General features: G+C 38.2%; 24 protein-coding genes. 9 read left to right on the forward strand and 15 right to left on the reverse strand.

Annotation, left to right across the window (positions count from 1 at the left end; all coding sequences use genetic code 11):
- Positions 1 to 28: 28 nt before the first annotated feature.
- Genes RFK25_RS05155 through RFK25_RS05170 form a run of 4 tightly spaced genes read right to left on the reverse strand, consistent with a single transcriptional unit; the run spans position 29 to position 5,209 of the window.
- Complete coding sequence (locus RFK25_RS05155) at positions 29 to 1,336, reverse strand: ABC transporter substrate-binding protein (RefSeq protein ID WP_160863565.1); 1,308 nt, start codon at positions 1,334 to 1,336, stop codon at positions 29 to 31.
- 19 nt (positions 1,337 to 1,355) lie between these two features.
- Positions 1,356 to 2,009 (reverse strand): L-fuculose-phosphate aldolase, encoded by a 654-nt coding sequence (locus RFK25_RS05160; RefSeq protein ID WP_443035552.1) that lies wholly within the window; start codon positions 2,007 to 2,009, stop codon positions 1,356 to 1,358.
- 13 nt (positions 2,010 to 2,022) lie between these two features.
- Entirely contained in the window at positions 2,023 to 3,810 is a 1,788-nt protein-coding gene (locus RFK25_RS05165; protein ID WP_167785444.1) for an L-fucose isomerase, read from the reverse strand.
- Position 3,811: 1 nt separating this feature from the next.
- A complete protein-coding gene (locus tag RFK25_RS05170; RefSeq protein ID WP_332412014.1) occupies positions 3,812 to 5,209 on the reverse strand; it encodes a rhamnulokinase in 1,398 nt (465 codons plus the stop codon).
- A 162-nt stretch (positions 5,210 to 5,371) separates the two neighbouring features.
- Here RFK25_RS05170 and RFK25_RS05175 point away from each other — a divergent pair, with 162 nt between their 5' ends.
- The 3 genes from RFK25_RS05175 to RFK25_RS05185 all read left to right on the forward strand — a co-directional run bounded on the left by RFK25_RS05175 (position 5,372) and on the right by RFK25_RS05185 (position 7,975).
- On the forward strand, positions 5,372 to 6,142 hold the full coding sequence (locus RFK25_RS05175) for a DeoR/GlpR family DNA-binding transcription regulator (protein WP_160863568.1): 771 nt from the start codon (positions 5,372 to 5,374) through the stop codon (positions 6,140 to 6,142).
- Between the two features lie 182 nt (positions 6,143 to 6,324).
- A complete protein-coding gene (locus tag RFK25_RS05180) occupies positions 6,325 to 6,678 on the forward strand; it encodes a plasmid mobilization protein (protein ID WP_027973774.1) in 354 nt (117 codons plus the stop codon).
- 1 nt (position 6,679) lies between these two features.
- Positions 6,680 to 7,975, forward strand: coding sequence for a relaxase/mobilization nuclease domain-containing protein (locus tag RFK25_RS05185; protein WP_332412019.1), 1,296 nt, complete (start codon positions 6,680 to 6,682; stop codon positions 7,973 to 7,975).
- Positions 7,976 to 7,977: 2 nt separating this feature from the next.
- On the opposite strand, the gene RFK25_RS05190 is transcribed toward RFK25_RS05185, so the two are convergent.
- On the reverse strand, positions 7,978 to 8,475 hold the full coding sequence (locus RFK25_RS05190; protein ID WP_332412021.1) for a hypothetical protein: 498 nt from the start codon (positions 8,473 to 8,475) through the stop codon (positions 7,978 to 7,980).
- Between the two features lie 163 nt (positions 8,476 to 8,638).
- On the opposite strand from RFK25_RS05190, the gene RFK25_RS05195 reads away from it, so the two are divergent.
- The 5 genes from RFK25_RS05195 to RFK25_RS05215 are packed head-to-tail and all read left to right on the forward strand — an operon-like array spanning position 8,639 to position 11,535.
- Positions 8,639 to 9,331 (forward strand): XRE family transcriptional regulator, encoded by a 693-nt coding sequence (locus RFK25_RS05195; protein WP_332412023.1) that lies wholly within the window; start codon positions 8,639 to 8,641, stop codon positions 9,329 to 9,331.
- A gap of 3 nt (positions 9,332 to 9,334) precedes the next feature.
- Positions 9,335 to 9,469, forward strand: a complete 135-nt coding sequence (locus tag RFK25_RS05200; protein ID WP_014636986.1) for a hypothetical protein — start codon at positions 9,335 to 9,337, stop codon at positions 9,467 to 9,469.
- Between the two features lie 5 nt (positions 9,470 to 9,474).
- Positions 9,475 to 10,890 (forward strand): Y-family DNA polymerase, encoded by a 1,416-nt coding sequence (locus RFK25_RS05205; protein ID WP_332412026.1) that lies wholly within the window; start codon positions 9,475 to 9,477, stop codon positions 10,888 to 10,890.
- Complete coding sequence (locus RFK25_RS05210) at positions 10,887 to 11,255, forward strand: hypothetical protein (protein WP_167785440.1); 369 nt, start codon at positions 10,887 to 10,889, stop codon at positions 11,253 to 11,255. Before RFK25_RS05205 ends, RFK25_RS05210 begins: the two co-directional genes overlap by 4 nt.
- Positions 11,242 to 11,535, forward strand: a complete 294-nt coding sequence (locus RFK25_RS05215) for a DUF5960 family protein (protein ID WP_332412029.1) — start codon at positions 11,242 to 11,244, stop codon at positions 11,533 to 11,535. Before RFK25_RS05210 ends, RFK25_RS05215 begins: the two co-directional genes overlap by 14 nt.
- A 57-nt stretch (positions 11,536 to 11,592) precedes the next feature.
- Here RFK25_RS05215 and RFK25_RS05220 read toward each other — a convergent pair whose 3' ends face one another.
- Entirely contained in the window at positions 11,593 to 12,516 is a 924-nt protein-coding gene (locus tag RFK25_RS05220) for a toll/interleukin-1 receptor domain-containing protein (RefSeq protein WP_332412032.1), read from the reverse strand.
- 11 nt (positions 12,517 to 12,527) lie between these two features.
- Positions 12,528 to 15,311 carry a DNA methyltransferase gene (locus tag RFK25_RS05225; protein WP_332412034.1) on the reverse strand — a complete coding sequence of 928 codons (2,784 nt, stop codon included), beginning with the start codon at positions 15,309 to 15,311 and terminating at the stop codon, positions 12,528 to 12,530.
- Positions 15,312 to 15,651: 340 nt separating this feature from the next.
- Here RFK25_RS05225 and RFK25_RS05230 point away from each other — a divergent pair, with 340 nt between their 5' ends.
- Positions 15,652 to 16,242, forward strand: a complete 591-nt coding sequence (locus tag RFK25_RS05230; protein WP_332412037.1) for a PBECR4 domain-containing protein — start codon at positions 15,652 to 15,654, stop codon at positions 16,240 to 16,242.
- Between the two features lie 33 nt (positions 16,243 to 16,275).
- Here the strand turns inward: RFK25_RS05230 and RFK25_RS05235 are convergent, their stop codons facing one another.
- The 8 genes from RFK25_RS05235 to RFK25_RS05270 all read right to left on the reverse strand — a co-directional run bounded on the left by RFK25_RS05235 (position 16,276) and on the right by RFK25_RS05270 (position 23,191).
- The gene (locus RFK25_RS05235) at positions 16,276 to 16,917 is read right to left on the reverse strand and encodes a single-stranded DNA-binding protein (protein WP_024380847.1); all 642 of its coding nucleotides are present in this window, start codon (positions 16,915 to 16,917) and stop codon (positions 16,276 to 16,278) included.
- Complete coding sequence (locus RFK25_RS05240; RefSeq protein WP_332412038.1) at positions 16,914 to 18,974, reverse strand: helicase C-terminal domain-containing protein; 2,061 nt, start codon at positions 18,972 to 18,974, stop codon at positions 16,914 to 16,916. The genes RFK25_RS05235 and RFK25_RS05240 overlap by 4 nt, the downstream gene beginning before the upstream one ends.
- Before the next feature lie 313 nt (positions 18,975 to 19,287).
- Positions 19,288 to 20,247 (reverse strand): DNA cytosine methyltransferase, encoded by a 960-nt coding sequence (locus tag RFK25_RS05245; RefSeq protein WP_332412039.1) that lies wholly within the window; start codon positions 20,245 to 20,247, stop codon positions 19,288 to 19,290.
- Complete coding sequence (locus RFK25_RS05250) at positions 20,225 to 21,427, reverse strand: DNA cytosine methyltransferase (RefSeq protein ID WP_332412041.1); 1,203 nt, start codon at positions 21,425 to 21,427, stop codon at positions 20,225 to 20,227. Before RFK25_RS05250 ends, RFK25_RS05245 begins: the two co-directional genes overlap by 23 nt.
- A 76-nt stretch (positions 21,428 to 21,503) precedes the next feature.
- Positions 21,504 to 21,731, reverse strand: a complete 228-nt coding sequence (locus RFK25_RS05255; RefSeq protein ID WP_332412043.1) for a hypothetical protein — start codon at positions 21,729 to 21,731, stop codon at positions 21,504 to 21,506.
- A complete protein-coding gene (locus RFK25_RS05260) occupies positions 21,716 to 22,354 on the reverse strand; it encodes a DUF3990 domain-containing protein (protein ID WP_160863580.1) in 639 nt (212 codons plus the stop codon). Before RFK25_RS05260 ends, RFK25_RS05255 begins: the two co-directional genes overlap by 16 nt.
- A gap of 41 nt (positions 22,355 to 22,395) precedes the next feature.
- Positions 22,396 to 22,992, reverse strand: coding sequence for a CD1107 family mobile element protein (locus RFK25_RS05265; RefSeq protein ID WP_332412047.1), 597 nt, complete (start codon positions 22,990 to 22,992; stop codon positions 22,396 to 22,398).
- The gene (locus RFK25_RS05270) at positions 22,976 to 23,191 is read right to left on the reverse strand and encodes a hypothetical protein (protein ID WP_023370257.1); all 216 of its coding nucleotides are present in this window, start codon (positions 23,189 to 23,191) and stop codon (positions 22,976 to 22,978) included. The genes RFK25_RS05265 and RFK25_RS05270 overlap by 17 nt, the downstream gene beginning before the upstream one ends.
- Between the last annotated feature and the right edge of the window lie 8 nt (positions 23,192 to 23,199).

A 23,199-nucleotide genomic window follows, 5' to 3' on the forward strand; every position in this document is an offset into this window, starting at 1 on the left:
AAGGATACACTTCCCTAGCCCTGTAATTTTAGCCGATAAGGGCTTTCAAAATATCTTGAGTTTCTTTTACTTTTTGGTCAATGTCCACACCGTCAGCAGCACTTTCTGTCAATGCGTTAATGATAGCTGTACGAACATCACCACCCCAAGCTGAAACAACGGTTGGCACAATGACGTCTGCATTGTTTGCCATTGAAGTTGCTTCACCGAGCAATTTAACAGTTGCGTCGTCTGATCCTTTAGCAATTTCTGCTGTATCAATTGCTTGGCTGGTTGGGTTGGCACCTACTTTTTCAAAGATAGTTTTTTGAACATCGTCGCTAGTCATGTATTTAACAAACTCTAATGCCAATTTTTCTTCAGGCTCAGACAAGCCACTTGAGATAGTCAAACCACCACCTGCTGAGGAAATTGCGATATTACCAGCGTAGAGACCAGGACGATACGCTGGATTTTCAGACAAGCCACCTGCTGCCCAAACACCGTTGAAGAACACGCCTGACTTACCATCTGTGAAATCAGTTGAGTAAACGTTGGCATCGCCGCCAGCATTGGCAGAACCGTTTGCCTGTACTTCTGTCATAACCAGTTTCAGTGCTTCTGCAAATTCTTTTGAGTCAATGCCTTCAGAAGTAAGTGGACCTTCCAACAATTTACGACCGGCTTCAGAAGAACCTAAAACAGTGTTGAAGAGACGAATTGCAGGTTCCCCAGCACCAAAGGCATAGATACCTTCTTGGCTACGAACTTTTGCCATTGCTTCTGTAAAGTCGCTCCATTTAGCCCACTGATCTGGGGTTTTAGCACCAGCTTTTTCAAAAATATCTGCATTGTACCACAAACCAAGTGTCAATAATTGGTCATGAACAGTAAAGATTTTTCCATCAACATCGTTTTGGGTATAGTTCAGACCAACATTCTTCTCAAGACCATTTTCGTCAATGTATGGTTTCAAGTCCAATACCAAACTTTGTTCGATAGCTGCAAGTGATACATCATTACCAGCCAGGTCAATCATATCTGGGAACTCACCACTGGCAACCTTGTTGTTCATAATATCTGTCAAGCTACCATTGACTGGTGTTGCCTTAAATTCAACGTCCCCATCAGCATGTTGTTTGGCAAATTCGTCATACAAGTCACGCATAACTTTTGCAGCTGGCCACTCATCTTCACTGTGGTGGTAGCCATGATAGAATTCCAGAACAGCTTCGTCACCACCTGAAGCTGCTTTCTCTTCAGACGAACCACTGTTGCTACCTGACGCACTACATGCTGCTAAGAATACAGATGCCAAAAGGCAAAGTGAACCACATTTCAATAATTTTTTAGTCATGACAAATTCCTCCTATTGTCTATTTTGATGTTTGTCTTTGTCCATATGTTTTAAATTTTTCAGCCATCAATTCCATTTCTTCGTCTGGGAGGATGACTGGTTCTCCCATGCTTTTGGCAACACAGTAAATTTTTGCACAGTATTCAACTTCTTCAATAATGTTATAGGCATTTAGCAGGTCTTGGGCTCCAGCTAGGATACCGTGGTTGGCAAGAAAGACTGCACGTCTGTCTTTCATAGCCTTGGCTGCATTTTCAGCCAATTCCTTGGTTCCATAGGTGGCATAATCCGCAACCTGGACATCCTTACCAGCTACCGCAATCATATAGTGACTGGCTGGAAGAGGTTCTCTTAGGACCGCTAAGACCGTTCCATAGGTCGTATGGGCATGGATAACAGCGTCAATATCATCCCGTTCTTGGTACTGAATCAGGTGCATATACCATTCGCTTGAGGGGAGGCGATGCCCTTCTACAACATTTCCCTCCAGGTCCAGAATGACAATGTCTTCTTCCTGGATTTCAAAGAAATCGATTCCTGAAGGTGTGATGGCCATCAACCCCTGCTTTCTATCAAAGACACTAAGATTGCCACCTGTTCCCTTTGTAAATCCTTCTGTGACTAACTTTTTACCGTATGCGATGAGTTCCTTTCTTTCTTTTTCCATGAACATAGGCTGTTCTCCTTTATTTGCTATATAGCGGACCTAGAACCTCACACATCTTGAAGTCAGCCGCTTCTAAATCTTTTGTTCCCACACCATCAAAGATTGCTGGTCGGAAAATCCGTTCCCTTGGAACATTATGTAATGCCACAGGAATACGGAGCATACTTGCTAGTGTAATTACTTCTGCACCGATATGTCCATGAACGAAGGCACCGTGGTTGGAGCCCCAGTGATTCATGACATCATACACCGTTTCAAATCCTGGCTGACCAAGATTTGGAGCAAACCAGGTAGTTGGCCAAGTGCGGTCCGTCCGCTCATCCAGGATACGATGCACCTCATCATCTAGCGGGCAGGTATAGCCTTCTGCAATCTGCAGGCTTGGACCCACACCCTTAACGAGATTGACACGAATCAAAGTTACTGGCAATTCTCCCTCTGTCTTAAAGTGTGAAGAGAAACCACCTCCGCGGAAGTATTCGTAGTTGGCACGGCACCAGTCTGTGGCTTCGAGGCAGGCTTTGACATCCTCCTCGGTCATATTCCAAAATTCTTTCATGGTCGGTTGTCCATTTTCATCTCGTGCAGCTGCACTGCCGTCAAGAGCTGAAGCTCCAGAATTGATGAGATGGAGAATTCCATCCTTGGCACGACCGGTCAATTCCTTACCTGTTACACGTTGCACCGCCTCTGGGCTCCAATAGGTTCTGACATCAGAGAATATTGGAGCCTTATTGGTTAGGAGGGTTCCAAATAACATGGCGGTTGCATTCAATGTATCGTTTTCAGTCGCAAAAGCGGTCACGGGTCTCGGACCATTCCAGTCGAAGGTTGAGGCCAAAATCGCTTCAGCGAAATCTCCATTTGGTAGCCAGTCAGTCCATTGTCGCTGACCCTGGAAACCACCTGAGATAGCATTTCTACCACGAGACTCTTCTTCCCAGCCGATTTCTGCGAGTTTTGGGTTTCCAAAGAGAATATCTCGAATAATCAAGGTTTGCTTGGCAATAAATTCCCAATCCTTATCTGCAGGGATTACTTTTGACTTCGTAATAACTTCTGGGAAATCTTTTCCAGCATTAATGTCAATGCCTTCTTTACAATTTTCCTTTATCCAAGCCAGGGCCTTTTCATACTCGTCTTTGTCATAGATTTCCAGCTGGATACGGCGAAGGATTTCGGTCATGTCGACAAACTCTACCAACATTCCCAGATAGTCTTCAAAGAAGGAGCTTGTAACTTGTGAGCCGGCAATTCCCATTGAAGATGCTCCGATGTTGACATAGGATTTTCCCTTCATCTGACCAGCTGCGATTGCTCCTCTCGCAAAGAGAAGGATTTTTTCAGCCACATCATCTGGGATTGAATTATCATTCAAATCCTGAACATCATGCCCGTAAATCTTAAAGGCTGGATACCCTTTTTGAGCATAGCCACTCATAGCCGCCGCAAGATAAACTGCACCAGGCCGCTCTGTGCCATTAAAGCCCCAGATAGCCTTGATGGTATGGGGATCCATGTCCATGGTTTCAGTACCGTAGCACCAACTTGGTGTAACTGAGAGAGTCGCTACAATATTTTGACTTGAAAACTCATCATAGACAATACCAGCATCACCCTGACCACCGATGGTACGACTAGCGACCACACACTGGACAGGCGTTCCATCAGCATAGCGAAGATTGCTTTCAATTAATTCCTTGGCAGTCACTGCCATGGCCATTGTCTTTTCTTCCAGGGATTCACGAACCCCACCTTGTCGTCCATCGATAGTCGGACGAATGCCAATTTTAGGATAGTTTGTCATCCTAGACCTCCTCCTTTTCGGGATAAAAGTAGTGAAAGTTTACTGAATTTGTCACAATTTCCTTGGCTTCAGCTATATCCTTTATATAACCAAGTGCTTTGAATTGGACAATAGCATTGCCTAGAGATGTTGCCTCATACAAGCCTGTCACGACTGTCTTTCCTGTCACATCGGCAACTAACTGAGAAAAGTAAGTTGACTTCGACCCGCCGCCAATCAGATGAAGGTAGCTAAAATTGTAATCAACAACTTCTTCCAACTGACCAATAACTTCTCTATACTTATGAGCCAAACTATGATAGGCAATCTTGAAAAGTTGACCGGCTTCCTCTGGTTTGGAATGGCCTTTTTCTACTAAGTAGGTCTGAATATTTTCTATCATGTGACCTGGCTCAGCAAAGCGACTGTCATCTGTATCAATAATCGGAACGTCTTCATCTACTGCTTCTACCAGCTGACGAATAGTATCAAAACCAAATTCCTGTCTCTGTTCCTTGTAGTCTCGTCTCAGCTCCTCGACAATCCAAAGTCCGGTGCAATTTTTTAAAAATCGTGTGCTACGACTGTGCCCAAGCTCATTGGTAAAATTGTAGGTCAAGGCTTTTTCTGTCAGGATTGGATTCTCCAATTCTGTTCCAATCAAGGACCAAGTCCCACAAGAAATATAGAGTGTTTTCTCCTCCAGGTTCGGTATGGCCGCTACTGCACTTGCCGTATCGTGCTGGCAGACATTGATGACCTTAATACCGTCTGGTGTTTTCCCAAGGACATTACCTTCGTCCACCAAGTCAGGTAAGAGCAAGTCTGACACTTCAAACATGGCAAGCACTTCGTGGTTCCATTCCTTTGTCAAAGGATTGAGCATCTGTGTCGTCGAAGCGATGGTTCGCTCAATAGCAAATTCTCCTGACAATCGATAGTTGAGATAATCAGAAACCATAAGTATCTTGTGTGTTCTAAAATAAGATTCTGGTGATTTCTCTTTAGCCGCAATCAGTTGGAACAATGTGTTTATTTCCATTAACTGATTTCCTGTCTTATAATATAGGTCATCAAGCGATGAATACTTGGCAATTTTGTTTAGGATTCCTTTTGTTCGACTATCTCTATAACAAACCGGTGGAGTTACTAACTTCCCTTGACTATCAACCTGAGCAAAATCAACTCCCCAAGTATCAATCCCAACGGCTTGCATCTCATATGATTTTTTAGCTGTCTGAATAGCTAATTCTATATTTTGAAAAATATGTTCTACATTCCAACAGAGTTCGCCGCGATGCTTTATCGGGGAATTCGTAAATCGTACTAACTCATTTGCAATAATCTTATCTTCAACAAGTGAATAAGCCACTGCTCTTCCTGATGTAGCCCCCAGGTCAATGGCAAGTACCGATTGCATTTTCCTCACCTCCAACTTGTTACCGCTTTCATATTTTTATTTTAAGATATTAAATCTTGATTTTCAATAGATGAACGAAAAAATGAATTTTGTTCAAAATTCACTGGGTATATATTTCACTTTAGTTCATTTTATGTTATTATATACATGAGGAGGCTTGATATGAGCAGAGACAAACGCTTAAAAGAAATTACAGATATTCTTCATACCAAAAAGAGAATTGATGTCAAACAGCTAGAAAAATTAACGTTTTCAAGTATATCAACCCTTCGGAGGGATTTAATTTATTTAGAAGAACAGGGATTCCTAACCAGAAAACGTGGTGAAGTCGTTCTTAATTCTTTTAATACCGTTGAACTAGCCCATTCAATTAGGGAAACCGAAAATAGAGATGCTAAAAAGAAAATTGCAGAACTTGCCAAGGACTTTATCGGTCCTGGTATGTGCATTTACTTGGACTCTAGTACAACTGTTTATGAACTTTGTCCCTATCTAGCTAACATTGATAACTTAATTATTTTTACAAATGGTTTAAATACTGCTCAAATGTTGGCAGACCTAGCAAATCCAACAATGAAAATCTTCATCACTGGTGGTGAAGTCAAACACCACTCCGCTTCTGTTATCAACCATAATAGTGAAAATAACCTATTAAGTCATTTCCGTATTGATTTAGCGTTCTGTTCAGCCCGTGGTATTGATGATGAATTTGTCTATGAAGTTTCCTTTAGTCAAGCATTGGCTAAAAAGAGTATCATCGATCAAGCAAGAGATACGATTTTACTCATTGATAGCTCAAAATTTAATCATACAGGTTTCTTCAAAATCAATAACTTAGAACAGTATAAAACCATTATTTCTGATAACTATCCTGATAAAACATTGCTGAATGCCGCTGACCAACTCAATGTAGAGTGGATAGCTTATGATTAATAGTACTTCTTAACAAAACAATTTAGCTTACCGCTCTACAATATAAAACTGTTGTAGCAAGCACAGTAAGTGGGTACCCACTTACGATAAAATTAACGAAGCAGACGCCTTTGGCTCTGCTTTTTTCGTTATATTTTACTTGTTAGGGAGAACCCTAAGACCCCGATAGAAAGGAATAGACAATGGAAAAACGTACTAGACCAAACCAATTAAAAATTCGACTTTCTGATAAAGAACTTGCTCAAGTGCGACAAAAATATGGACAATCTCGGTCAAAATCAATGCGGCATTTCGTCCTCAAGTGTATCCTTGAAACATCGATTTATGAAGTCGATATGCAACCATTTAGAGAGTTACAACATCTCCTTTCCAAGACTTCCACTAATGTCAACCAAATTGCCAAGAAGGTCAATACTTACTCCCTTGTTTATAAAGAGGACATTATGACAATACAAAATGAAATACACCGTTTGAGCAAGGAACTCAATAAACTACAAAACATACTCTACAACAGAACAAATCAGGGGGATATTTGATATGGCTGTTACTAAAATTCACCCCATTAAATCTACTCTGCATTTTGCAATAGACTACATCCTTGAGAAGAAAAAAACAGATGGTCAAACGCTTATTTCGACACACATGTGTTTCCCTACCACTGCTCATTTACAATTCTTACAAACTCGAAAAGAGAACAAAGTAAATGGAACGGTACTAGCTAGACACCTGATTCAATCCTTCTTACCAGGTGAAGTTGACCAAGAAACTGCCCATAAAATTGGACTAGAACTCTGTCAAAATATCTTGAAAGATGAGTATGAATTTGTACTAACTACTCATGTTGACAAAGGCCATATTCATAATCATATAATTTTTAATAATGTCAATTTTAAAACTGGGAAATGCTATCAAAGCAATAAACGGACCTATCACCAAATACGGTATACTAGTGATCGCTTATGCAAAAAATACAAATTGTCAATTATTGATGAACATTATCAAACCTATCGCACGAAATACAAAACCAGAGGAAAATCCCACTATGAGTGGGAACAAAACCAAAATGGTAAAGGTTGGAAGTCATATTTACAATTTCTTATCGACCTAAATATTTCACGTTCGAACTCATGGGACGACTTTCTTGACCGTATGAAGAAATCAAAATGCGAAGTCAAATTTGGAAAACACATTGCCTTCAAATGTAAAAATGCTTCTAGATTCACACGCTCTAAAACGATTGGATTAGACTATACTGAGGAGAGATTGAAAGAAAGAATTGAGAAGAATCCGCCTCAACAACTTATTGATACAACTAAGATTACTGACAAGAAAGGTTTAGAATTTTGGGCGAGAAAACACAACTTAAAATCCATGGCACAAGGTCTAGTCGAACTGAGAAATCTAGGAATTCAAACAAAAAATGATTTAGAACTTGCCATCGAATTTATTGCTGATAAACAAATCTCGATTCAAGATGAAGTTAAGCAAATTGATAAAAAAATGACGGAACTTGGTAAGATAATGGAAAATCTTCACGTCCTACAGAAGAATAGACTCATTTATCATCATTATCAGAAACAACCAGATAATCGCCAGTTCTCAAAAGAATATCAGAAAGAAATTACTGCCTACAAAAAGGCCAAACAAGACCTTTCACAGAATTATAAATCAGCCAATCCAAAAGACATATTATCCCAGTTAGAACAATTGCAAGAAAAAAAGAATACCCTTATGACAGAGTATTCTCAAATAAAATTTCAATTCAACAAACTATATCAGCACAAGAAAAATATTGACTATTACTTTGAAACTGAACAAAATCGCAATATTTAAGATTATTCACCAGCTAGATAATCCATCCGCTTCTTCCATACAGGTATAGAAACAAAGAGAAATAGTACATAGTAAAATACATCATTAGCAAGGTCATTATTCAAAAACTGTAACCGATAGGTTGCTTCAATATTTGAATTAAAGATTGATAATAGGGAAGTTATGAAATCAGTTGCCAAACAAATACCTATCCCTACACCAAAATATACTATCACGAAATTGATAATCTTACTTACCTTTGGCAAGTAAATGGTCAACAACAACATTAGAAAACCATAGACCACGACTGAAGCCAATCCAAACAAAACATCCCAAAAATAAGTCATATTTCCGCTAGAAATTTTACTAGATACTAGTCCGTGTAAAAGATAAATTGTATAGATAAATACTGCAACGAAATCAATTGCAAAACAAGTAAGCTTAACAGAAGTCTTTGCAATGAAAAAGAAAAGACAAATTGCTGCAACAATAATTAGCCCATATAAACTCAACAAAATCATAACAATATCACTCCTTTCGCACTTCTAGATTACTGCATTTATCATATTTTGTCCGCTCATTATATGGAATTGTCAAATTATTTTTTAAACTAATACTTGTCAAAATTCAAAAAATATTTTATACTTTGTGTAAGTTTATAAACTGACAAAGAAAGGAGTAATCATGTTCTCTCCAAAAAAATTAAAAGAAAAAAGAACAGAATTAGGTTTCTCACAAGCTGAAATAGCACGAAAACTGAATATTAGTCGCATGTCTTTTAGTGCCTGGGAAAGCGGAAAAACCAAACCAAATCAGAAGAATCTTTCAATACTTGCTGATATTTTCGATGTAGAGGAATCTTTTTTTGAATCTGAATATACTATCGTTCAAAACTATCTTCTACTCACAGATGAAAATAAATTAGCTGCCGAGGATTATGTTGAACAACTGTTAGCATCTCAATCCATTGCTGAGAATGTTGTGTCACTGTTCTCCTATCAGGTGCTTTCTGAAGTTCAATTATCTGCTGGACCAGGTGAAAGTTTCTTTGATGAGTATGAAACAGAAACTGTTTATTCAGAAGATGAATATTCAGGGTTTGATATAGCGACTTGGATTTCAGGTAACTCAATGGAACCTGTTTACAAAGACGGAGAGGTTGCGTTGATTCGAGCTACTGGATTTGATTATGATGGGGCTGTCTATGCATTAAACTGGAATGGAGCTCTCTACATCAAGAAACTCTATCGTGAAGAAGACGGCTTTAGAATGGTTTCTATCAATCCAGATGTTGCCGAGAAATTTATCCCCTTTGAAGATGAAATCAGAATTGTTGGCAAGGTTGTAGGGCACTTCATGCCTGTGATTGGAGGGTAGGAGATGTCAAAGTTTGTTAAAGAAATGATTTACCTCAAGGAAGACCGCATTATCTTATCTCTTGAAAAAAAAGAATACGACGTAACAGACCATCTGACAGAATTGGTCGATGAACTAGCAAAACTAAAAACAAGGTGAATAGTATGGGCTATATCGACTATTCAAAAGAACCACGTAGCGATATTGCTTTTGTTGATATGAAATCTTTCTACGCATCCATCGAATGTGTAGAGAGAGGACTTCACCCGCTTCATACTTCACTTTGTGTCATGAGTAGGGCTGACAACTCTTCTGGTCTAATTCTAGCTTCTTCTCCTATGTTTAAGAAAGTCTTCGGAAAAGCAAATGTAGGTCGTTCCTACGACCTGCCATTTGATATCAACACTCGAAAATTCAGCTATCAAAATGCATGGAAACAGGGAATTGAGGTAACACCGAAGTATAAATCGTTTATTGAACACTGGGCAAAGCGTACACTCATCGTTCCTCCTCGAATGGACAGATATATTGAGAAGAATCTAGAGATTCAGCATATCTTTCAAGATTATGCTGCTCCAGATGACATTCTCCCCTATTCAATCGATGAAGGCTTTATTGACCTTACTAGCTCACTCTCTTACTTTATTTCTGATAAGTCAATGTCAAGGAAAGATAAGTTAGATAATATTTCGGCTATGATTCAGAGAGATATTTACCGTAAAACAGGTATTATCTCAACTGTTGGAATGAGCAATTCCAATCCTCTTCTAGCTAAACTAGCTCTAGATAATGAAGCTAAGAAAACTGCTACAATGAGAGCTAACTGGTCATACGAAGATGTAGAAACCAAGGTATGGGCCATTCCAAATTTAACAGACTTTTGGGGGATTGGTAGTAAAACCGAGATTCATTTACAAAAACTTGGTATTCATTCAATCAAAGAACTGGCCAATTTCAATCCTGATATTCTCAAAAAAGAATTCGGTAAAGTCGGTGTTCAGCTATGGTTTCACGCCAATGGAGTTGATGAGAGTAACGTCCATGAACCCTATAAACCAAAATCACGAGGATTGGGTAACTCACAAGTACTTCCTAGAGATTACAGAACCCAAAGGGAAATTGAAATCGTATTAGCTGAAATGGCTGACCAGGTTGCTAATCGGCTACGTTCAGCCCATAAGAAAGCTACTGTCGTTTCTATTCATATTGGCTATTCTAGGACTGAAATGAAAAAATCTATAAATGCACAGAAAAAAATTGACCCCGCAAATCTCCCAAGAACAATGGTAAGTCATGTACTTGAATTATTCCGAAGTAAATATTCATATGGAATTGTGAGGCAAATAGGGGTCACATATAGTGGTTTTGTGGATGAAAATTTGACGCTCCTATCGCTTTTTGATGACTTAGAGACAATAGAGAAAGAAGAAAAAATACAGACCGCAATTGATGCTGTTAGAGAAAAATTTGGCTTTTTAGCTATTCAAAAAGGAACCGTTCTAACTGAAGGTTCCCGCAATATTGAACGTAGTAAACTAATCGGCGGGCATTCCGCTGGTGGATTGGAGGGATTAAAATGATTGACCGTTCATACTTACCATTTCAATCAGCTCGAGAGTACCAGGATGTCAAGATGCAAAAATGGATGGGCTTTTTCCTATCTGAGCATACCTCTGCACTCTCAGATGATGCGAGCAATGTGACTTATTTATCCGAACTAAGCATTGAGAAGAAACTACTCCTACTCAGTCAAGTCTATGCAGGACAACTTACCGCGCGCATTGACGTAACAGAGAAGAAACAGCGTGTTTCCTATATTGGTACCATTCCAAATTTAACCAAAGACAATATCCTAATCAAAACTAAGGCTGGCCATGTCAAGCTGAAAATGAATGACATTATCAGCATATCTCTAGTTGAGGAGGCACTTTATGAATCTGCTTGATTTCCAGCGTAATGAACTTCAAATGGACTATTCTAGCGAGAGTTATCAGGACTTTGAGAGAGATTTCTACCGCTACTCCGACATGAATATTCCATTGACCTTTCTGATAGACGATATTCTGAAAACAATGGCAGCATCACATAAAAACTACTTTGTTCTCAATAAGGAAAAATCCCTAGATAACCGTGACCACTACTTTATATTCCAGATTGAAACTCTTGATGACAATAAACTTATCAGGAAATTTATCTATCAAAAAACGACTACAAGTATGGCATAAAAAATAGGAGCTCATCGGGTGATGAGCTCCTGATTTACTTCAAATTTCAATCAACTATTAAAATTCAATATCTCGTAAGATTTTATTCACGTTATCATAATGATTAGTCAGTTTCTTTAGCTCATTATCTCTTTTGAATCTCTCAAGCTCTATTGATTTTCTATATCTCTCATTAGCTTCTTGAATACAAAGTTTTAAAGTAGCTAGGTGGTACTCTTTAACCTCTTCCATTGTGGTCCCATCAAGAATTATTTTGTCACCTATTACTTTAGCAATATTAAAGCGATGCATAGAAGTCCATTTAGGAGGATAACGCCAACTTTCAAGAAAATAATTACACCATTCCCGATTGGGAGAAGTGTTAAGCTTGAATGGGATTTTATAGAGAGCACAACCTGGACTACCATCCATTTTGGGAGCTGAAATCTCGTTTTCAACAAATCCGATTATTTTGACCTCATTTTGCTCTAAAATTTCAATTTTTTCTTTCGGCAAACTTACAAAGTCAGGTATTTTACCCAATACAGGCTTCTTTTTAACATTAAATATTGTGGCAATCAATTCTTGAAATCCTTTATCGTCTTCAGTTATTAAATCTGGAAGATGAATTCCAAGTTTCCCTGATAAAAAAATAGGTAACACTTCTGAAGGTTTATTTTCTTTCAAAATTGGGATAAATTTTCTCTCGTTATTCAATGAAAATATTTCTCCTGAAATTATATGTCCCTCATAGCCTACACCGGACTTTCTTGAGTCAGCCTTTTCTTTGTAATTCTTTGTACAAACTATTAAGACAAAGTCAGATTCTGTAATCTGTTTTTCCATAAACTCTGGCAATCTGTCACCCAGTACTAATGAATCCTGATCAATATTTGAATCAATACCATTCACTCTTAGTTTATCAGATAGTTGTTTCACCCATTTGATATGAGAATCACTATCCCAAGAATAAGATATAAAGACTTTTGGACTTTTAGCCATAATGACTCCTCCTACTTCACCAATTCCTCATACATGTCAAACAGTCTCTCAACGGTCTCACTTTCAGTCAGCCAGGTGTTGGTGCCGTCGACCTTCTTGGTCATGCCATAGGCTGTCATGACAGCTCTGTCATTGGCCTGGTGAGCTCTTCTAAGTTCGACTGGCATGGTCAGCTCGTCATAGAGGTCAGCAAGACTTGAATCTGGATAAAGGGCACGAGCGTCTATAATCGCCTGCGCCGTTTGAGCAATTTTCTCCTCCTGCTCCTCCGTCACCTCTGGCCAAGGGAAATTGTTGTAGACAATCTTAGCGGAATAACGATAATCCGATTTCAATCGCCCTGCCACCGTCCGCATCCAAGCCATGTGTACATTAGATGTGAGAATCCCAAAGTGGTAGAGCGTGGCGTTGGGGATGATTAAAACTAGATTACTCGCAAGATTCTCTGGTGTCATAAAGCCCATCGGTATATATCTGCGACGTTCCGAAGAAACTGAGGGAACAATGATGTATGGAGAATCTGGTTGGCGGATTTCTCCAAATAGATAGGGAGTATCAGCTAGTTTCCGAGTAGAAGCTCGATTAGATGATTCCCTACTTTCTCTCACTGCTTGAACAGCGTCTATGATTGGTTTTATAGATCGCCATTCACTAGGGTTTGTCTTATCCAACCAGATCGCCCAACGAGCCTTTCTATTAATAAATTCCTTGGCACCATATATTGGTCTGAAAAATTTTTCTGCATGCGGATATTGCTGACAAATCACTTCTTTTTCTTCTTGCGTGTAATTACTTAGGTAGCCATTGTCATTTGGCATTGAGCCAAATTGCATTGCAGGAACATCTCTAATTGGTTTTGACCGATTTTCGATGAATATGTCCCCTGCATCGATAAGGTAGCCATTGATATGACTAACTTTGACCACCTGGTCAAGTGTTTCAAAGAGAACTTTATCAGCTTTTTCCTTCCCAAAACCAATAATAATACAGTGGACGGCTGCCTTATCCTTTGCTTCACTATTCCATTTGAAAGTCTTATAAGCAAAATTTATTGATACATCAAAATCGTGTAGTAGAAGTTTCCAAAGTAAGCTAGCCTGTTCACCTTGAGTAATCGAATTTGTTGAAACCAGAGCAGTTTGAATATTTGTTCCACTCATTAGTTGAGCTGCTTTCAGATACCAACCAGATACAAAATCAAGATTACCTGCACCTTTGTAGTTTCCGAAAACAGACAATAGATTATCTTTCTGCTCCTTACTCATCACTCTCGCACCCAAAAACGGCGGATTTCCGATGATATAGTTGAGCTTATCCTTATCCACCACTGTTTCCCAGTCAGTTGTCAGGGCATTGCCATGATGGATATTAGTATAGGACTTGAGGGGGAGAAAGTCTAGCTCGGCAAATACGATTTCCTTGGTCGCTTCTAACATCTGACTTTCAGCGATCCAGAGAGCTGTTTTGGCTACGGAAACGGCGAAATCATTTATCTCGATACCGTAGAACTGATTGAGTTTGACCTTGACCAAGTCTAGCTCCTCTACATCTAGCTTGACACTATCTCCCATATAAAGCTTGATGGCTTCGTTTTCTAAGCGTCGGAGGGAGATATAGGTTTCGGTCAAGAAGTTACCAGACCCACAAGCAGGGTCAAAGAAGGTTAGGCTAGCCAGTTTATTCTGAAATTGTTTGGCTTTTTGCTCCACTGTTTTGGCTTGTTTAAATTGACGGATGTCGTTTAACTCGTCTTTCAAGTCATTCAAAAAGAGGGGATCTATGACCTTATGGATATTTTCAATGGAGGTATAGTGCATACCGCCCGAATGGCGGGTCTCAGGGTTGAGGGTTGATTCAAAAACTGCACCGAAGATGGTCGGACTGATGTCTGACCAGTCAAACTGGGAACTAGCATGTTCCAAAATCAAGGCACGCAGTTCCTCGGTAAAGTTCGGAATTTCAATCTGTTTCTCAGCAAACATGCCCCCATTGACATAAGGAAAGGCAGCCAGACTATCCTCTAAGTACGGGTCACGCTCATCAATTGGTGTGTCCAAAACGAGGAAAAGTTCCATTAAACCTCGACGAAAATGTGGTGCCGGAAACTGAGCCAGATAGTCATGAAAGGCTAGCTTGTGTCCAAAAAGTCCTGAATCCTCTGCATATAAACAGAAAACCAAGCGAACTATCAGCTGGTTGATAGCGTGCAGACTTTCAGTGCTATTTGGATTTTTATACTGTTTGAGCAGACCCTCATACATCTCGTGGACAATTTCACCAGCCTCCATGGAAATCTGCATTTCCCGTTCTAGATGCTCATTCGACTTATCAACTAAAAATTCTAAACGGTAAAACTCCTGCTCTAAATCCGCCAACTTGACTACCGTTGCCTCGGCATTGGGTTGCTCCATATCATAGATATAGAACTCCTTGAAATTGGATGTCACAATCCAGCGTGGACGTTGTGAGTATGGCATGCTACCAGAATAACGCTTAGCTTGTTGGAAAGGTGTCAAATATGAACCATCCGACTGTTTGATAGCCTTATTTAAGTCTTTACTTGCACCCTTTTGTTCTATCAAAACCTTTGTCTTATCAATATAGCCATCGATGAAACTAGTATTATCCAATACAACCGTGTCCTCAAAGGTAATATATTCCGTAGGATTCTCAATTCCATACACCGAACTCAATAAATCCAGCCAAAATGACTGACTATCTTTACGCTCATTGCCACGACCTTCCCAACGGAGAATAAATTCTTTTGCTGCTTTTTTCTGACTTCTTAAATCCATACATTTACTTCCTTTATGAATATTATAATAATTATAGCATGGAATCCTAGGATAAATAGAGTTTTTATGAAGAATTTATGAAACATTTGAAATAGATTTCCTAATAAAATCAGTATATCTATGTTGACAAAAATTTTTCAAAATACTTGATTTAATGTTTCTTTTTAGATATACTAAAACTGTAGATAACAAGAGTATTTACTAAGCGTTGAAGGTCTATGGTCGGTTGGTTTGACTGTGGCTGGAGCTTTACCAGGGTTGTGTGTGAACACCTCAAGCCAACACAGAAAACACTCATTACTAAGGGCAGGTTATCCTGTCCTTTTTTCTAAGGAAATACATGGAATCATTATTACTCTCATCCGCAAGAAATTATAAAAAACTCCTTTCAAAAACCTATCAAATTATTTTAGGACGAAAAGGACAGCAAACAACTCTTAATCTTACGTTTTCTGAGGAACATTTTGTACACTTAGCAGGTATACATAAGTTAAGAGGTTTATCTTTACCCACCAGATCTAAGCACGAAATCTATAATTTGATTTTGAAAAAAACAATCTCCGAAGAATTGCTAACTAGGTCAAATGGTTTTACTGATATATGTGGAAGGTTGCGTATTCTCGAAATACTCAGAGAAAGTTTTTCTTCACCAACTCTATCAGTACGATTTACAAAACTATATCCAATCGAGGGAAGCAAGATTCGATGGGAGTATCTATTAGAATTTACGTTCGACAATAAAATCGGTTATCTATTTCTTGATAGACAGAGAGATTCCAAAGAGCCAAATCAGTATATACCTGTTTCAACCTTTGAAAAATCAACTCGTGACTACACAATGAATCAAGTAAGGTATACAGTATTAGAGATAATTGAAATTGACCATCAAACTAAGCAAAGCACAACACTTTACTCCAGACCGAAAAAATAAGCTAGACCTCCAAAATCGGAAGTCTAGCTTATTTCATAATTCCATCCCTTTATCCTGTTTAGGTTTAGTTTGTTCTGATTTTGTTTGTTGGGAATACTCTTTCAATGCTCCTAACGTTGAAGGTTTCTCTTCTTTCGCAGCCTTCTCCTCCAGGGATTTCTTTCTCGTTTTTAAGATTTTTATATTCTTAACAACAAGGTTACTGAAGAGTTTTCCTTCATACTCATCATACTTCATCTGACCTGTTAACTTAACAAAATCCCCTTTCTTTAATTGCTCTGCAAAGTCAGCCCGTCCGTTATAAGCTATTACCTTCGTAAATTGCGTATTCCCCTCTTCATCATTGCGTGCTATGGAAAAATTTGCAACTTTAAAATTCTCACCATCCGCACCTCGAAATACGTTAACTTCAACATCTTTCGTAACATTGCCAACAAATTCAACATTAACTAGGGATATTTGGCTCTTATCAGTTTCTAATGTTTCAATAATCGCATCTATATTGGAATGCAACAAACCTGAAATTGAATCATCATCCATATAGGCCTGGTAGACTTGTTCCAACAAGTCTGGGTCTGAAATATCCTTTTCAATTGAAATAATGGCCTTGGTAAAGTCTGCATAGTTTTCTTTCAACATATTTTCTAAAGTTGATTTCATTTCTTCAAAATTCATATTACTTGCTCCTCTTCTATTTCTTCTTTATACTGACTTTTGTAGTCACGTTCTTCAACTTCAGCTTTAAAAGCTTGAATTTGTGCTAATGTGGAAGGTCGTTTTTCCTCTCCATCAACATCATAGGTTGATTCAAAGACATCACTATCCTTGATATCATGGTCATAACGGTCTGTAATTCCATCGTTATCCATGTCCTGATCAAGCGAATCTCTCGTATAAGGTAAACCGAGCATTTGACAGGTTGTTTTCTCATCAATAGATAGTAAATCGTCTTTGGTTGAATGTTCTAAAAATAATTTAAAATGCTGGGCTTGCTCCTCTGGTGTACTTCCATCAAACTGACCTGTACGAATATCTGAATCTGCGAAGGTTAATTTCCAAGAAAAATTGGACAAGTCTACACTATACTCAATATCATATCCACCAACGTTACTTTTGCTCTTGGCTAAGTAGACTAAATCTCCAGTTGAGAATATATCATTGAATTGTTCTACGTTACTATGACTAGATTCTTCGCAGAGGCCATACTCACGATCCAAAAAGTCAACAATCGCTGCTTTAACATCTTCAAGTAAGGGATTGGGATTATCCAGTTCTTCTACTTCGCCCATGTCCAAGATTCGATTGACCTCTGCTAAACGCAAGGTCTTTTCTTTTAACATATCTGCCTTTTCAAATGGTTTTGTCACCTCTTCTTTTGCTACCTGGAGCTTGTATTGGACATCTGACAGTCTATTTTCTAGCTTGGATAGTTCTTCATCAATTCGATCCAAAACGTTGTCTAAACGCTGAATATTGCCTTCTGGGCTTTCACCAAAATGACCATTGTAAGAAAGATTTCCCTCAATCATAAAATCCATTGCTTGAGCAATCTGATTGAAGAATGCTGAAACTTCAAATCCACGATAGTTACCAATAGGCATACTGCCTTCAGCTGGAACCAATGGTAAAATTTTCATCAATTCTTCTGCTGCTTCTTTTTTGTCAGAATAAGTCTTACCTAAAATCTCTATTCCGTTGAATAGGCCATCTCCTTGTAATTTAGGCTCACGTCTTTTAATATCTTCATTTGCTTTTTCAATTTGCCCTTTTAATCGAATAATCTCTGATGGATAATGTTTTGCAATTTTATCTTCCAACTGATAGAGGTTAGATTTATAATTGGATTCCAACATTCGTAACTTCGATACTTCAACATCTAAATCCATCTTTTCTTTAATAAGTGGATTACCAGTCGCAAGTGCTTTAATTTCTGCATAGTTCAAGGTATTCTCATCAACATCATCAGCCACGCGCACAGGTGTTTTTGAGGTCATAATTTGGGAGATAAACTTTTGCTTATTTTCAATGGTCTGCCAAAGGTACGCATCAAAGGTATTCTCGGTCACATAACGGTAGATATAGACATCCTTGTTTTCATTCCCCTGACGCACGATACGACCAGACCGTTGCTCCAAATCAGCTGGCCTCCAAGGAACATCTAAATCATGTAAGGCTATTAGTTTACTTTGAACGTTTGTTCCTGCTCCCATTTTCGATGTAGAACCAAATAAAATGCGAACATCTCCACTTCTGACCTTGGCAAAGAGTTCTGCCTTTTGCTTTTCATTATTTGCATAATGTATAAATGCAATTTCATTTTCAGGAATTCCGAGTTCAATTAACTTGCCTTTCATATCATCATAAAGATTGAACGTCCCATCCCCTTTAGGTGTAGACATATCACAAAAAACTAGCTGTGCTGACCGTTGTTCGCTCGATTTTTCCCAAATGGAAAAAATATTTTTTGTGCAAACATTGACCTTACTCTCCGGATCATCTGGTAGTAAGGTATTGATTAACCGTTGATCCAAGGCAATCTTTTTTCCATCATTTGTTATTCGCAACATATTATCTTCATGAGGCTCAACTTTTCTATTCCGAACTTTATCAGCTCGTTCAGATAAAGTCTTTAAAATTTCTTTCTGATGGTTCGTAGGTCTGGTTAAAATTGTTTCGTAATGGGCTTGGGGTGTTGGTAAATTCAAAAGGTCTGCAGTTTTAATATCAGCCATTTCTTTAACAAAGGACATGAGTTCAGGCAAATTATAAAATTTTGAGAATCGTGTCTTACTACGATAGGAGTCACCCTCTGGAGATAGTTCGATGGCAGTAACTGTTTCACCGAATGTAGAAGCCCAGGAATCAAAGTGGTGTAGTCTAAAGGAACATTCATTTCCTTATGATAATCATCCTCGAATCGTAATTGAAATTCCGAATGGTAATCTGGTAGCGACAAAAGTTTTGATATAATATCGTCTATCTCCTTGTCATGTCGCAAAGATTCTTCGTAATTGCTCTCGTAAATTGATTTCTTGTGTAATAGTTTCATTTGATTAACTCCTTCTGATAAATTTGTTTTATGATTGCCTCTAGAACTGGTACTACTATGGAATTTCCGGCTTGTTGATAGAGGATACTGGATTTCTTGTTGGTTTTTTCTGGATATACAGTTCGTAATAAATCAAAGTCTAAATCAGTAAATCCCATCAAGCGGAAACATTCTCTTTCTGTTAGATAGCGATATTTCCCATTTGTAAGTTTAATAAACCCAGCATTTGGCACTCGTGTTTGCTTCGTAGAAATGGTATAGCAATAATCTTGAATGATATGAACTCGTTCAGTAAAAACTGACTGACAAGCTTTTTCAATATATTTTAGAATTGAAGGTTGGGTGACCAGATACTTCTCGGCTACATCTTTCTCCAAAAATACCTGCATCGACGGAGATTTCATGCGTTCCAATTTTGAAAAATCAAATGGGTTAACTTCGCCAAGAAAACTCACTACAAAGACACGTTTCCGTTTTTGAGGTATTCCAAAATCATAGCTGTCCAAAACCCAATAGCAAGATGAATAGCCTAAATATTCCAGTTCAGATAGATAGGTCTCAAATGTTGGTTTCATTTTCTTATCTAGTACACCTACGACATTCTCCCATATGACCCATTTAGGTTTTTTGACAGCATTTTTTAAAATCATAATTGTCTCAAACAATAGTGAACTTCTCGTATACGAACCTTTCCTTCCCCCTCTTTTTAGTCCAGAACGTGAAAAATCCTGACAAGGACTACCATGCATTAACAGGTCAATCTGAACATTTGGTAAGGAATACCCTTTAACGGATTGAGGAATAAAATTCTCGTTATAGAGGACGTTATAACTTTTTACACAATTACTATCAATTTCAACATAGTCTATCAATTCATGAGGGACCTTCTGATTTAGTAGTGCTTTCCGAAAAGCACCAATTCCTCCAAATAATTCAACAACTCTCATGGTTTTCAACTGCTTTTCCCTCCTTTTCTATAGCGGCTAATCGCTTGCCAATTTCATAAACAACAGGTACCGTTACTGCGTTACCTGCTTGCTTATACAATTGCGAATTGGAAGAAACACTACTGGCTCGATTAAATGCCCAGTCAGGAAAACCCTGTAAACGAAAACACTCTCTTGGAGTTAATTTACGAATTCGCAATTGATTCGTTACAACTCCAAGAGAGTTACCAGTTACTAAGGTTTGAGCAACCTGTTTTCCAACTCGTCCTCTACGAAAATTTGATGATGGATAAGCAAAATTAAGCGAGTCACCTTCAACAGCAATCTCGAATCCCTTATTTGTATTTGAACGTATGTAAAGTCCTCGTTTCCTCGGTATGCGTTTTTCCAAGACAACTCCGTGTCGATCTTGTGCCGTTAACGTGAACATAGGTTCTGTTGGGTCTTTCATCCGCCGTCCCCTTTGCCTTTTAAGCAATTTATCAGGTGTTAGGATAGGATAAGCAATTTTTACCCCCTCACCTTTATTAGTAGTCAAAGTGGGGGAAATGCCGCTCGATGAATAAACATTTCCATTTAACCCACTTCCTGAAGGATTTATATTTCCTAGACATGTTGGACTTGATAAATTAGTCTGTTTACTTTTTCGTCCGATAGGAAAAATGAACTGTCGACTTCTTCCTCTAGAATGTCCAATAATATAGACTCTTTCCCTGTGTTGAGGGACACCAAAATATTTGCTGTCAAGTACCTGCCATTCAACATCATACCCCAGTTCATTAAGCGAGGCGAGGATAGTTCTGAACGTCCTCCCTTGGTCATGATTGAGTATGCCCTTAACGTTTTCAAGCAGTAAAAACCGTGGTTGGATTTGTTGGGCCGCTCTAGCAATCTCGAAGAACAGAGTTCCTCTAGTATCATTAAATCCCAATCTTCTTCCAGCGAGCGAAAATGCTTGACAAGGGAATCCACCACAGATGCAATCAATTTTTCCTCGGAGCTTGCGGAATGACTTATTGGATATTTCTCGTATATCATGAAATTCAACTTCTCCTCCCGTATCAAAAATAGCTTGGTAGGAATTTCGAGCAAAGCGGTCTATTTCACAAAAACCGACACAAATGTGACCAGCTTGTTCAAGTCCTAATCGAAAACCTCCAATCCCTGCAAATAAATCCAAAAAATACATTATTCCTCCTTTCTGACAAAAGAAAAAAACGACTAGATTTCTCTAATCGTTCTAATAATCAAGTTATCAAACCTTTTTATGTAGTCTGAAAATACTCAGGTTTAATTTTATCAATCAAGGTGCTTGCGATGGAGTTAACCCCAACATGCATCAAGATTGGATCTTCAAAATCCACCTGACTTGCATACTGTCTTGCAATTTGATGAGCAACACTAGCCTCAAGTCTGTATTTAGAAGCTTCTAACAAAGCTTGTGCTAATTCATTACTATACAAATCAACTGGGCTAATCACAGTTCCTGCCATTGGTCTAACTCCTTTCCATCTACAGATAAATATATCTTATTTACCTTCATTATATCACAAAAGTCTTGATTGTGAATGGATAACTGCTTAAATGAGAATGGCTTACGAAATTCATCTAAAACATCTGCTTTTGAAACCATTCCAGCCTTATATTTTTGAAGTAAACCTGTCGGATTATCATCCGTCTGAACTCCATATATAAAATCGAATTGATGAATCCGTTCATTTGAGCGAAGCCGATTCTGAAATACAAACTCAGCGAAATCTATCACATCATTAGAAGCCTTATGACTATTGAAATAGTGACATTTGTATTTAGAAGTTGTAAAGATTGAAGGAAAATCTGTCAGTTCAAACTCTAAAATAATTCCTTCCTCATCCACATTCCCAAAAAATTTCGAACTAGCATTATTGGCATTTAGAAATTCTACCAAACGATTGATATATTTTTGAGCTTGTTGAAAATCCGAAGTGATATAAAATCCAGCACCAAAATCAAGTTCATGTCCTAAGTTGAAATCTACCTTTATCCCTTCCAACAAAGACGGAAGATGTCTTTTTAAAGTAGCATGATACCATTTATTGTGTGATAAATTCTTAATTTGCTTACTTATTAAATCCATTTTAATACCTCTATTGTCATTCTGCAAAAAGGAAAACAAGGTCAAACTTCCTCTTCGCCTTCACTTACATAATCGTCATCTTCTTCAAACTCTTCAAAGTTGTGTTCTTTCTTGGGTTTAATGACCTTCATATAGTAACCTACACACAAAACTCCTATAAGAAATAGACCTATGATAATATAGCTTCCAACTGAAGAATTTTGTTTCGGTTCTTCTTTCTTGGCAGGTTTTTCTTCGACAACTTCTTCAATCTTTTGTGGTTTGACTGCAACCGTATTAGTTGATTCAATTAGGTTAAGCAAATCCTGTTCAGAAACTTCTGTCAGTAATTGTACGTTCTGTCCACCTTTATCATGATCAATAATCAAATGAAATACCTTACCTGACTTACTTGAAAATGTGACGAATTGTCGCTTTGTCGCAACAGATTCGGTAATTTCATAATCTTGATTATTAGCATCTACATTTTCTGTAACTTGCCCCTTAGCATTGCTTTGCTCGGAGGCTTGAGGATTGACCGAAATTGCTACTGGCTGACTATTTGTGTCTGTATTTGGTGAGCTTGCATAAATAGTTTGGCAACCACTAAAAAGCATAACTAACCCAGCGAACCTCACAAAACTAAATAATCGTTTCATGCGACAACTCCTTTTCAAATAGAACTTTTTTAGTAAATTCTTCAAGTGATAGATTTGATTTTTCAAAGACAACAATGACCTCTTCATAAATTAAATCTTGTTCATCCTGCAAAACCTGAGCCAAATCTTGGTCAAGTTTTTGCTTTTTTTCTAGTAACTTTTCTTTCTTTTTTTGCAACATTTGGATATCTTTACGCATATATTCCT

This window comes from Streptococcus sp. SS-4456, from assembly GCF_036680365.1.
Lineage (GTDB): Bacteria > Bacillota > Bacilli > Lactobacillales > Streptococcaceae > Streptococcus.